We start from the raw sequence: 13,067 nt of genomic DNA, 5'->3' as shown, positions 1-13,067 counted from the left end.
GAAATGGCTAAACTGACCAAGCGCATGCGCGTGATCCGTGACAAAGTTGATGTGACTAAACAGTATGACATCAACGAAGCTATTGCTCTGCTGAAAGAGCTGGCCACCGCTAAATTTACTGAAAGCGTAGACGTTGCTGTTAACCTCGGCATCGACGCTCGTAAATCTGACCAGAACGTCCGTGGTGCAACTGTACTGCCGCACGGTACTGGCCGTTCAGTTCGCGTAGCCGTATTTGCCCAGGGCCCGAACGCTGAAGCTGCTAAAGCTGCAGGCGCCGAGCTGGTAGGTATGGAAGATCTGGCTGACCAGATCAAAAAAGGCGAAATGAACTTTGACGTTGTTATTGCTTCCCCGGATGCAATGCGCGTTGTTGGCCAGCTGGGCCAGGTTCTGGGTCCTCGCGGCCTGATGCCTAACCCGAAAGTGGGTACCGTTACTCCGAACGTTGCTGAAGCAGTTAAGAACGCTAAAGCAGGTCAGGTTCGTTATCGTAACGACAAAAACGGCATCATCCACACCACCATCGGTAAAGTGGATTTTGACGCTGACAAACTGAAAGAAAACCTGGAATCTCTGCTGGTTGCGCTGAAAAAAGCGAAACCGACTCAGGCTAAAGGCGTGTACATCAAGAAAGTTAGCCTCTCCACCACCATGGGTGCTGGCGTTGCCGTTGATCAGTCCGGTCTGACTGCGACTGTGGCGAACTAATATTCGCCTTTACGTGGGCGTAGGATTTGTCTACAATTCTACCCCCACGATTCTGTTGGCTTAGGCTCGACAGATAAAAACAGATTTGTTCGTTGGAGCCTGGCCTATCCAGGCCTCCGTCGAAGACCGCAGGTGTTTCGTCAGAAACTTAATGCCCTGCGTAGACGGTGACAGAACGCTAAGATTATTTTTTGGATACTCTGGCTTGTTTCTGCTCACCGTATTAAAGACGCTCTTTCGTTGGAAAGAGTGAAGTGAGTTCCAGAGCATAAGCTCTGGCAAACATCCAGGAGCAAAGCTAATGGCTTTAAATCTTCAAGACAAACAAGCGATTGTTGCTGAAGTCAGCGAAGTAGCCAAAGGTGCGCTGTCTGCAGTAGTTGCGGATTCCCGCGGCGTTACTGTTGATAAAATGACTGAACTGCGTAAAGCAGGTCGTGAAGCTGGCGTTTACATGCGTGTTGTTCGTAACACCCTGCTGCGCCGCGTAGTTGAAGGTACTCCGTTTGAGTGCCTGAAAGACACGTTTGTTGGTCCGACCCTGATTGCATACTCTATGGAACACCCGGGCGCTGCTGCTCGTCTGTTCAAAGAGTTCGCGAAAGCGAATGCAAAATTTGAGGTCAAAGCTGCAGCCTTTGAAGGTGAGCTGATCCCGGCGTCGAACATCGACCGCCTGGCAACTCTGCCGACCTACGAAGAAGCAATTGCACGCCTGATGGCAACCATGAAAGAAGCTTCGGCTGGCAAACTGGTTCGCACTCTGGCTGCTGTACGCGATGCGAAAGAAGCTGCTTAATTGCAGTTGTCTTTATAAAGCGCTCGCTTACGTATAAACTTATTCTGATATTCAGGAACAATTTAAATGTCTATCACTAAAGATCAAATCATTGAAGCAGTATCCGCTATGTCCGTAATGGACGTTGTAGAGCTGATCTCTGCAATGGAAGAAAAATTCGGTGTTTCCGCTGCTGCTGCTGTAGCTGTAGCTGCTGGCCCGGCTGAAGCTGTTGAAGAAAAAACTGAATTCGACGTAATTCTGAAAGCTGCTGGCGCTAACAAAGTTGCTGTTATCAAAGCAGTACGTAGCGCAACTGGCCTGGGTCTGAAAGAAGCTAAAGACCTGGTTGAATCTGCACCTGCTGCCCTGAAAGAAGGCATCAGCAAAGATGACGCAGAAGCACTGAAAAAATCTCTGGAAGAAGCTGGCGCTGAAGTTGAAGTCAAATAAGCCAACCTTTCCGGTTGCAGCCTGAGTGATCAGGCTGATGGCTGGTGACTATTTAGTCACCAGCCTTTTTGCGCTGTAAGGCGCCAGTAGAATTTCACACTGTTTGACTGCTGGTTGTCCTGACAATGCATGTTTCTATCGACGACTTAATATACTGCGACAGGGTGCTCGCTCTGTGTAAATCGCGACGAAATGGTTTAAGCGTGATAGCAACAGGTATTGCGGAAAGTGTTCCATTTTCCGGTCTACAAAATAGTGTTGCATAAAAAACTGCCTTTTTGAGGCAGACGGGTCGACTTGTCAGCGAGCTGAGGAACCCTATGGTTTACTCCTATACCGAGAAAAAACGTATTCGTAAGGATTTTGGTAAACGTCCGCAAGTTCTGGACATACCTTATCTCCTTTCTATCCAGCTTGATTCGTTTCAGAAGTTTATCGAGCAAGATCCTGAAGGGCAATATGGTCTGGAAGCAGCCTTCCGTTCCGTGTTCCCGATTAAAAGCTACAGCGGTAATTCCGAGCTGCAATACGTCAGCTACCGTCTGGGCGAACCTGTTTTTGATGTTAAAGAGTGTCAGATCCGTGGCGTGACCTATTCGGCACCGCTGCGCGTGAAACTGCGTCTGGTGATCTACGAGCGCGAAGCGCCGGAAGGCACCGTTAAAGACATTAAAGAACAAGAAGTCTACATGGGCGAGATTCCGCTCATGACTGACAACGGTACCTTTGTTATCAACGGTACTGAGCGTGTTATCGTTTCTCAGTTGCACCGTAGCCCGGGCGTCTTCTTTGACAGTGACAAAGGTAAGACTCACTCTTCCGGTAAGGTCCTGTATAACGCGCGTATTATCCCTTACCGTGGTTCCTGGCTGGACTTCGAGTTCGATCCGAAAGACAACCTGTTTGTCCGTATCGACCGTCGTCGTAAGCTGCCTGCGACCATCATCCTGCGCGCGCTGCAATACACTACCGAGCAGATCCTCGATCTGTTCTTCGAAAAAGTTATTTTCGAAATTCGCGACAACAAGCTGCAGATGGAGCTTATTCCAGAACGTCTGCGCGGTGAGACGGCTTCCTTCGACATCGAAGCGAACGGCAAAATCTACGTCGAAAAAGCGCGTCGCATTACCGCTCGCCATATCCGCCAGCTGGAAAAAGACGATATCAAGCATATCGAAGTTCCGGTTGAATATATCGCGGGTAAAGTTGCTGCTAAAGACTATGTCGATACAGCGACTGGCGAACTGATCTGCCCGGCGAATACCGAGCTGAGCCTGGATCTGCTGGCGAAGCTGAGCCAGTCTGGTCACAAGCGCATCGAGACTCTGTTCACCAACGATCTGGACCACGGCCCGTACATTTCTGAAACTATACGCGTCGACCCAACCAACGATCGTCTGAGCGCACTGGTAGAAATCTACCGTATGATGCGCCCGGGTGAGCCGCCGACTCGTGAAGCGGCTGAAAGCCTGTTTGAGAACCTGTTCTTCTCCGAAGACCGCTACGATCTGTCCGCGGTCGGTCGTATGAAGTTCAACCGTTCTCTGCTGCGTGACGAAATCGAAGGTTCCGGTATCCTGAGCAAAGACGACATCATCGAAGTGATGAAGAAGCTCATTGATATCCGTAACGGCAAAGGCGAAGTCGATGATATCGACCACCTCGGCAACCGTCGTATCCGTTCCGTAGGCGAAATGGCGGAAAACCAGTTCCGCGTTGGCCTGGTTCGTGTTGAGCGTGCGGTGAAAGAGCGTCTGTCTCTGGGCGATCTGGATACCCTGATGCCTCAGGATATGATCAACGCCAAGCCGATTTCCGCAGCAGTGAAAGAGTTCTTCGGTTCCAGCCAGCTGTCTCAGTTTATGGACCAGAACAACCCGCTGTCCGAGATTACGCACAAACGTCGTATCTCTGCCCTCGGCCCAGGCGGTCTGACCCGTGAACGTGCAGGCTTTGAAGTTCGAGACGTACACCCGACTCACTACGGTCGCGTATGTCCAATCGAAACGCCTGAAGGTCCGAACATCGGTCTGATCAACTCCCTGTCCGTGTACGCACAGACTAACGAATACGGCTTCCTTGAGACTCCGTATCGTAAAGTGACCGACGGTGTTGTTACCGATGAAATTCATTACCTCTCTGCTATCGAAGAAGGTAACTACGTCATCGCTCAGGCGAACTCCAACCTGGATGACGAAGGCCACTTTGAAGAAGACCTGGTAACCTGCCGTAGTAAAGGCGAATCCAGCTTGTTCAGCCGCGATCAGGTTGACTACATGGACGTTTCCACCCAACAGGTGGTTTCCGTCGGTGCATCCCTGATCCCGTTCCTGGAACACGATGACGCCAACCGTGCATTGATGGGTGCGAACATGCAACGTCAGGCGGTTCCGACTCTGCGTGCTGATAAGCCGCTGGTTGGTACCGGTATGGAACGTGCTGTTGCCGTTGACTCCGGTGTTACTGCGGTGGCTAAACGTGGCGGTACCGTTCAGTACGTGGATGCTTCCCGTATCGTTATCAAAGTTAACGAAGACGAGATGTACCCGGGCGAAGCAGGTATCGACATCTATAACCTGACCAAGTACACCCGTTCTAACCAGAACACCTGCATCAACCAGATGCCTTGCGTGTCGCTGGGTGAGCCAATTGAGCGCGGTGACGTGCTGGCAGATGGCCCGTCTACCGACCTCGGTGAACTGGCTCTTGGCCAGAACATGCGCGTCGCGTTCATGCCGTGGAACGGTTACAACTTCGAAGACTCCATCCTCGTCTCCGAGCGTGTGGTTCAGGAAGATCGTTTCACCACGATTCATATCCAGGAACTGGCGTGTGTGTCCCGTGACACCAAGCTGGGGCCGGAAGAGATCACCGCTGACATCCCGAACGTGGGTGAAGCTGCGCTCTCTAAACTGGACGAATCCGGTATCGTTTACATCGGTGCAGAAGTGACCGGCGGCGACATTCTGGTTGGTAAGGTAACGCCGAAAGGTGAAACCCAGCTGACGCCAGAAGAAAAACTGCTGCGTGCGATCTTCGGCGAGAAAGCGTCTGACGTTAAAGACTCTTCTCTGCGCGTACCAAACGGTGTTTCCGGTACCGTTATCGACGTTCAGGTCTTCACCCGCGATGGCGTGGAAAAAGACAAGCGTGCGCTGGAAATCGAAGAAATGCAGCTGAAGCAGGCCAAAAAAGACCTGTCTGAAGAACTGCAGATCCTCGAAGCTGGTCTGTTTGGTCGTATCTACGCGGTGCTGGTTGCCGGTGGTGTTGAAGCTGAGAAGCTCGACAAGCTGCCGCGCGATCGCTGGCTGGAACTGGGCCTGGCCGACGAAGAGAAACAAAATCAGCTGGAACAGCTGGCTGAGCAGTACGACGAACTGAAACACGAGTTCGAGAAAAAACTCGAAGCGAAACGCCGCAAAATCACTCAGGGCGACGATCTGGCACCGGGCGTGCTGAAGATTGTTAAAGTGTATCTGGCCGTTAAACGTCAGATTCAGCCGGGTGACAAAATGGCAGGTCGTCACGGTAACAAGGGTGTTATTTCTAAGATCAACCCGATCGAAGATATGCCTTATGATGAAAACGGCACGCCGGTAGACATCGTACTGAACCCGCTGGGCGTACCGTCTCGTATGAACATCGGTCAGATTCTGGAAACCCACCTGGGTATGGCTGCAAAAGGCATTGGCGAGAAGATCAACGCCATGCTGAAACAGCAGCAGGAAGTTGCCAAACTGCGCGAGTTCATCCAGAAAGCGTATGACCTGGGTACAGATGTTCGTCAGAAGGTTGATCTGAATACCTTCACCGATGATGAAGTTCTACGTCTTGCTGAAAACCTGAAAAAAGGTATGCCGATCGCAACGCCGGTCTTCGACGGTGCGAAAGAGTCTGAAATCAAGGAACTGTTACAGCTGGGTGGCCTGCCGACTTCCGGTCAGATTACCCTGTTTGACGGTCGTACCGGCGAGCAGTTCGAGCGCCAGGTTACCGTCGGCTATATGTACATGCTGAAACTGAACCACCTGGTTGATGACAAGATGCATGCGCGTTCTACCGGTTCTTACAGCCTGGTTACTCAGCAGCCGCTGGGTGGTAAGGCTCAGTTCGGTGGTCAGCGCTTCGGTGAGATGGAAGTGTGGGCGCTGGAAGCTTACGGCGCGGCATACACCCTGCAGGAAATGCTTACCGTCAAATCTGATGACGTTAACGGTCGTACCAAGATGTATAAAAACATCGTGGACGGCAACCATCAGATGGAACCGGGCATGCCTGAGTCCTTCAACGTACTGTTGAAAGAGATTCGCTCGCTGGGCATCAACATCGAACTGGAAGACGAGTAACTCTCGCTCAAACAGGTCACTGGTGCCGGGGTAATACCCGGCGCCAGATTGTGCTAACTCCGACGGGAGCAAATCCGTGAAAGATTTATTAAAGTTTCTGAAAGCGCAGACTAAAACCGAAGAGTTTGATGCGATCAAAATTGCTCTGGCCTCGCCAGACATGATCCGTTCATGGTCTTTCGGTGAAGTTAAAAAGCCGGAAACCATTAACTACCGTACGTTCAAACCAGAACGTGACGGCCTTTTCTGTGCGCGTATTTTCGGGCCAGTAAAAGACTATGAGTGCCTGTGCGGTAAGTACAAGCGCCTGAAACACCGTGGTGTGATCTGTGAGAAGTGCGGCGTTGAAGTGACCCAGACTAAAGTGCGTCGTGAGCGCATGGGCCACATCGAGCTGGCGTCTCCGACCGCCCACATTTGGTTCCTGAAGTCGCTGCCGTCCCGTATCGGCCTGCTGCTGGATATGCCGCTGCGTGATATCGAACGTGTTCTGTACTTCGAATCCTATGTGGTAATCGAAGGCGGGATGACCAACCTCGAACGTAATCAGATCCTGACTGAAGAGCAGTATCTGGATGCGCTGGAAGAGTTTGGTGACGAATTCGATGCGAAGATGGGTGCGGAAGCTATCCAGGCCCTGCTGAAGAGCATGGATCTGGAGCAAGAGTGTGAAACTCTGCGCGAAGAGCTGAACGAAACCAACTCCGAAACCAAGCGTAAAAAGCTGACCAAGCGCATTAAGCTGCTGGAAGCGTTCGTTCAGTCTGGTAACAAGCCAGAGTGGATGATCCTGACCGTTCTGCCGGTTCTGCCGCCAGATCTGCGTCCGCTGGTCCCGCTGGATGGTGGTCGTTTTGCGACTTCTGACCTGAACGATCTGTATCGTCGCGTCATTAACCGTAACAACCGTCTGAAGCGTCTGCTGGATCTGGCTGCGCCGGATATCATCGTACGCAACGAAAAACGTATGCTGCAGGAAGCGGTTGATGCCCTGCTGGATAACGGTCGTCGCGGTCGTGCGATCACCGGTTCTAACAAGCGTCCTCTGAAATCTTTGGCCGACATGATCAAAGGTAAGCAGGGTCGTTTCCGTCAGAACCTGCTCGGTAAGCGTGTTGACTACTCCGGTCGTTCTGTTATCACCGTAGGTCCATACCTGCGTCTGCATCAGTGCGGTCTGCCGAAGAAAATGGCGCTGGAGCTGTTCAAACCGTTCATTTACGGCAAGCTGGAACTGCGTGGCCTGGCCACCACCATCAAAGCCGCGAAGAAAATGGTTGAGCGTGAAGAAGCTGTTGTCTGGGATATCCTGGACGAAGTTATCCGCGAACACCCGGTACTGCTGAACCGTGCACCAACACTGCACCGTCTGGGTATTCAGGCATTTGAACCGGTACTGATCGAAGGTAAAGCTATCCAGCTGCACCCGCTGGTTTGTGCGGCATATAACGCCGACTTCGATGGTGACCAGATGGCTGTTCACGTACCGCTGACGCTGGAAGCCCAGCTGGAAGCGCGTGCGCTGATGATGTCTACCAACAACATCCTGTCTCCAGCGAACGGTGAGCCAATCATCGTTCCGTCTCAGGACGTTGTACTGGGTCTGTACTACATGACCCGTGACTGTGTTAACGCCAAAGGCGAAGGCATGGTGCTGACTGGCCCGAAAGAAGCTGAGCGTATTTATCGCGCTGGCCTGGCCTCTCTGCATGCGCGCGTTAAAGTGCGTATCACTGAATACGAAAAAGACGAAAACGACCAGTTTGTTGCGAAAACCAGCCTGAAAGACACGACCGTTGGCCGTGCGATTCTGTGGATGATCGTACCGAAAGGTCTGCCGTTCTCTATCGTGAACCAGGCGCTGGGTAAGAAAGCGATCTCTAAGATGCTGAATACCTGCTACCGTATTCTGGGCCTGAAACCGACCGTTATTTTTGCGGACCAGACGATGTACACCGGCTTTGCTTATGCAGCGCGTTCAGGTGCATCCGTTGGTATCGATGACATGGTCATCCCGGAGAAAAAACACGAGATCATCTCTGAGGCGGAAGCCGAAGTTGCTGAGATCCAGGAACAGTTCCAGTCCGGTCTGGTTACCGCGGGCGAACGCTATAACAAAGTTATCGATATCTGGGCTGCGGCGAACGATCGTGTATCCAAAGCGATGATGGATAACCTGCAAACCGAAACCGTGATTAACCGTGACGGCGTCGAAGAGCAGCAGGTTTCCTTCAACAGCATCTACATGATGGCCGACTCCGGTGCGCGTGGTTCTGCAGCACAGATTCGTCAGCTGGCGGGTATGCGTGGTCTGATGGCGAAGCCGGATGGCTCCATCATTGAAACGCCAATCACCGCGAACTTCCGTGAAGGTCTGAACGTACTCCAGTACTTCATCTCTACTCACGGTGCTCGTAAAGGTCTGGCGGATACCGCACTGAAAACGGCGAACTCCGGTTACCTGACGCGTCGTCTGGTTGACGTGGCACAGGATCTGGTTGTTACCGAAGACGACTGTGGCACCCTGGAAGGCATCACCATGACCCCGGTTATCGAGGGTGGTGATGTTAAAGAGCCGCTGCGCGATCGCGTTCTGGGTCGTGTGACTGCTGAAGACGTTCTGAAGCCGGGTACGGCGGACATTCTGGTTCCACGCAACACGCTGCTGCACGAGCACTGGTGTGACCTGCTGGAAGAGAACTCCGTTGACTCCGTCAAAGTGCGTTCCGTTGTATCCTGTGACACCGACTTTGGTGTATGTGCGCACTGCTATGGTCGTGACCTGGCGCGTGGCCACATCATCAACAAAGGTGAGGCTATCGGCGTTATCGCAGCACAGTCCATCGGTGAGCCGGGTACCCAGCTGACGATGCGTACGTTCCACATCGGTGGTGCGGCATCTCGTGCGGCTGCTGAATCCAGCATTCAGGTGAAAAACAAGGGTAGCATCAAGCTGTCTAATGCCAAGTCGGTTGTTAACTCCGCTGGCAAGCTGGTTGTGACCTCTCGTAACACTGAACTGAAACTGATCGACGAATTCGGCCGTACCAAAGAGAGCTATAAAGTACCTTACGGTGCTGTTATGGGCAAAGGCGATGGCGAGCAGGTTGCCGGCGGGGAAACCGTTGCAAACTGGGATCCGCACACCATGCCAGTTATCTCTGAAGTCAGCGGTTTCATTCGCTTTACCGACATGATCGACGGCCAGACCATTACCCGTCAGACCGACGAATTAACCGGTCTGTCATCCCTGGTTGTTCTGGATTCTGCAGAACGTACCGCGGGCGGTAAAGACCTGCGTCCAGCGCTGAAAATCGTTGATGCTAACGGTAACGACGTTCTGATCCCAGGCACCGATATGCCTGCTCAGTACTTCCTGCCGGGTAAAGCGATTGTCCAGCTGGAAGACGGGACTCAGATTCACTCAGGTGACGCCCTGGCGCGTATTCCTCAGGAATCCAGTGGTACCAAGGACATCACCGGTGGTCTGCCGCGCGTTGCGGATCTGTTCGAAGCACGTCGTCCGAAAGAGCCGGCTATTCTGGCGGAAATCAGCGGCATCATTTCCTTCGGTAAAGAAACCAAAGGGAAGCGTCGTCTGGTTATCACTCCGTTAGATGGTAGCGATCCGTACGAAGAGATGATTCCTAAATGGCGTCAGCTGAACGTGTTCGAAGGTGAACGTGTAGAACGTGGTGACGTGGTTTCCGACGGTCCGGAAGCACCGCACGACATTCTGCGTCTTCGTGGCGTACACGCGGTAACGCGTTATATCACCAACGAAGTACAGGACGTTTACCGTCTGCAAGGCGTTAAGATTAACGATAAGCACATTGAAGTTATCGTTCGTCAGATGCTGCGTAAAGCGACCATCGAAAGCGCAGGTAGCTCCGACTTCCTGGAAGGTGAGCAGGTTGAATACTCCCGCGTCAAGATTGCGAACCGCGATCTGGAAGCGAACGGCAAAGTGGCGGCGACTTATTCCCGCGACCTGCTGGGTATCACCAAAGCGTCTCTGGCAACCGAGTCGTTCATCTCTGCCGCATCGTTCCAGGAGACCACGCGTGTCCTGACCGAAGCAGCCGTTGCGGGTAAACGCGACGAACTGCGCGGCCTGAAAGAGAACGTTATCGTGGGTCGTCTGATCCCGGCAGGTACCGGCTATGCGTACCACCAGGATCGTATGCGCCGCAAAGCGGCTGGCGAACAGCCTGCTGCACCTCAGGTGAGCGTGGAAGAAGCTTCTGCTAACCTGGCAGAACTGCTGAACGCGGGTCTGGGCGGTTCAGACAACGATTAATCGTTGACGCTATGCTTAAAAAGCCAGTCAGGTATCCTGACTGGCTTTTTTATTATCCAGAGACAGTGCCAGGGTAATATCCACTTCCCTTCTCCATAATGGATTACATTTCATTAATATTTCCCTCTCAATTAAGTAGCAAATAGTTCATATCAAAACCGACCGTTGATTTTTTCTTAATACCCACACTTATTGATGGGTAAAAGTTCTACACGTATCAAAAAATCAGAAAATCAAAGACGATATAGTCAAAAAGTCCAATTAATCATGTGATTACTTTTTCTTCCATCTTCGGTTTCGTGAAACTGAGGAGGGTGACTTATATCCGAAAAATGAAACAGGAGAGAGGTGCAAATAACACAGCTGCGGGAGATAAGTCTTTTGATTTTAATAGCCTGGGGGATGCATGGAATTTGCAATACAGCTCATCATTATCTTAATTTGTCTATTTTATGGCGCCAGAAAAGGCGGTATCGCGCTGGGTCTTTTAGGTGGTATCGGGCTGGTTATTTTGGTCTTTGTTTTTCACCTTCAGCCGGGTAAACCGCCGGTTGATGTTATGCTGGTGATTATTGCGGTTGTCGCCGCATCGGCGACGCTGCAGGCCTCTGGCGGGTTAGATGTGATGCTGCAGATTGCTGAAAAACTTCTGCGGCGTAACCCAAAGTATGTCTCCATTGTCGCTCCCTTCGTGACCTGTACGCTGACCATTCTTTGCGGTACCGGTCACGTGGTCTATACCATCCTGCCGATTATCTATGACGTGGCTATCAAGAATAATATTCGCCCTGAGCGTCCGATGGCGGCAAGTTCCATCGGCGCACAAATGGGGATTATTGCCAGCCCGGTATCCGTAGCGGTAGTGTCATTGGTGGCGATGCTGGGAAATTTCACCTTTAACGGTAAACACCTCGAATTTCTCGATCTGCTGGCCATTACCATTCCCTCTACGCTATTGGGGATCCTGGCGATTGGTATATTTAGCTGGTTTCGCGGTAAGGACTTAGATAAAGACGAAGAGTTTCAGGCTTTCATCTCTACGCCGGAAAACCGCCACTACGTTTACGGCGATACGGCAACGCTGCTGGACCGAAAACTGCCGACCAGTAACTGGGTCGCGATGTGGATCTTCCTGGCATCCATTGCCGTGGTGGCCGTTTTGGGGGCGTTCTCTGAGCTGCGCCCGGCATTCGACGGTAAGCCACTATCAATGGTGCTGGTCATTCAGATGTTCATGCTGCTCTCCGGTGCGCTTATCATCATCATCACCAAAACTAACCCGGCGTCGATTTCTAAGAACGAGGTTTTCCGTTCGGGGATGATTGCCATTGTGGCGGTGTACGGTATTGCCTGGATGGCGGAAACGATGTTCGGCGCGCATATGACTGAGATTAAAGGCGTGCTGGGAGAAATGGTGAAGGAGTATCCGTGGGCCTATGCCATCGTCCTGTTGATTGTCTCCAAATTCGTTAACTCTCAGGCGGCGGCGCTGGCGGCGATCGTCCCTGTCGCGCTGGCTATTGGCGTTGACCCTGCGTACATCGTCGCCTCTGCCCCTGCCTGTTACGGTTATTATATTCTGCCGACCTATCCAAGCGACCTGGCGGCGATTCAGTTTGACCGCTCGGGCACCACCCATATCGGTCGTTTCGTGATTAACCACAGCTTCATTCTGCCGGGCTTAATTGGCGTCAGCGTGTCGTGTGTGTTTGGTTGGGTATTTGCCGCGATGTACGGCTTCCTGTAATAAAAAAGCAGGTGCCGAAGGGCACCTGCTTTCATCGTATTCATTTACTACTGCTACTGCTACTGCTACTGCTACTGCTACTGCTACTGCGCGGTGCGACGATACAGTTCGATCATATCGGTCGCCAGATCCTGAATCACCATGGCATTCATCAGGTGATCCTGGGAGTGAACCGTGATCAGGTTTACCGGCAGCTTGCCGGTACCTTCATCCAGGCCGATAAGCTGAGTCTGGATTTTATGCGCGTGCTTCACAAACTCATGTGATTCTGCCATGGCCTGTTCGGAGGCGGCAAAATCGCCTTTGCGGGCGAGCTGCAGGGCGGTTAAAGCAGAACTACGGGCTGAACCCGCGTTCACTAACAGTTCCATGATGGTTGTTTCTAAATCTTCCATGACTTACTCCATTAACTTCAGGGCTTTATCAAGAACGACATCGCCTTTCATCATGCCGTAATCCATCATATCGATAACGGCGACTTTCTTACCGAACGGATCGGCCAGCGCCTGCAGTTTGGCCTGCTCATACTTCACCTGCGGACCCAGCAGAATGATGTCCGCTGCGGCAAGATTCTCTTTAAACTCAGCGACCGGTACGGCTTTAATGGAGACTTCAACACCTTTCTTCTGCGCAGCATCCTGCATCCGTTGAACCAGCATGCTGGTGGACATTCCAGCGGCGCAGCATAAAACGATATTCTTCATAGTGGATGGCCCTTATGTTCCCTTG

The 13,067-nt window shown here is 52.0% G+C and carries 8 protein-coding genes; 6 read left to right on the top strand and 2 right to left on the bottom strand.

The features are described 5' to 3' along the window. The first annotated feature begins 3 nt into the window (after window positions 1–3). From rplA to dcuB, 6 genes are all read left to right on the top strand, one after another. A complete protein-coding gene (gene rplA / locus ACMYSK_RS18100) occupies window positions 4–711 on the top strand; it encodes a 50S ribosomal protein L1 (RefSeq protein ID WP_434637504.1) in 708 nt (235 codons plus the stop codon). A gap of 301 nt (window positions 712–1,012) precedes the next feature. Then, entirely contained in the window at window positions 1,013–1,510 is a 498-nt protein-coding gene (gene rplJ, locus ACMYSK_RS18095) for a 50S ribosomal protein L10 (protein ID WP_434637502.1), read from the top strand. Window positions 1,511–1,576: 66 nt separating this feature from the next. Beyond that, window positions 1,577–1,942, top strand: a complete 366-nt coding sequence (rplL, locus tag ACMYSK_RS18090) for a 50S ribosomal protein L7/L12 (RefSeq protein ID WP_434637500.1) — start codon at window positions 1,577–1,579, stop codon at window positions 1,940–1,942. Between the two features lie 320 nt (window positions 1,943–2,262). Continuing rightward, window positions 2,263–6,291: a DNA-directed RNA polymerase subunit beta gene (gene rpoB / locus ACMYSK_RS18085; protein ID WP_434637498.1), complete on the top strand. Its 4,029-nt coding sequence runs from the start codon at window positions 2,263–2,265 to the stop codon at window positions 6,289–6,291. Between the two features lie 76 nt (window positions 6,292–6,367). Then, window positions 6,368–10,591: a DNA-directed RNA polymerase subunit beta' gene (rpoC, locus tag ACMYSK_RS18080; RefSeq protein WP_434637496.1), complete on the top strand. Its 4,224-nt coding sequence runs from the start codon at window positions 6,368–6,370 to the stop codon at window positions 10,589–10,591. A 406-nt stretch (window positions 10,592–10,997) separates the two neighbouring features. Then, window positions 10,998–12,338, top strand: coding sequence for an anaerobic C4-dicarboxylate transporter DcuB (gene dcuB / locus ACMYSK_RS18075; protein WP_434637494.1), 1,341 nt, complete (start codon window positions 10,998–11,000; stop codon window positions 12,336–12,338). A gap of 83 nt (window positions 12,339–12,421) precedes the next feature. Here the strand turns inward: dcuB and ACMYSK_RS18070 are convergent, their stop codons facing one another. Together ACMYSK_RS18070 and ACMYSK_RS18065 are read right to left on the bottom strand one after the other, a co-directional pair. Further along, window positions 12,422–12,733: a PTS lactose/cellobiose transporter subunit IIA gene (locus ACMYSK_RS18070; RefSeq protein ID WP_434637493.1), complete on the bottom strand. Its 312-nt coding sequence runs from the start codon at window positions 12,731–12,733 to the stop codon at window positions 12,422–12,424. 3 nt (window positions 12,734–12,736) lie between these two features. After that, window positions 12,737–12,997, bottom strand: coding sequence for a PTS sugar transporter subunit IIB (locus tag ACMYSK_RS18065; protein WP_434644190.1), 261 nt, complete (start codon window positions 12,995–12,997; stop codon window positions 12,737–12,739). Between the last annotated feature and the right edge of the window lie 70 nt (window positions 12,998–13,067).

The sequence above is a fragment of the Klebsiella sp. I138 genome, assembly GCF_051131765.1.
GTDB lineage: Bacteria > Pseudomonadota > Gammaproteobacteria > Enterobacterales > Enterobacteriaceae > Klebsiella.
This window is presented reverse-complemented; position numbering and strand designations above follow the sequence as displayed.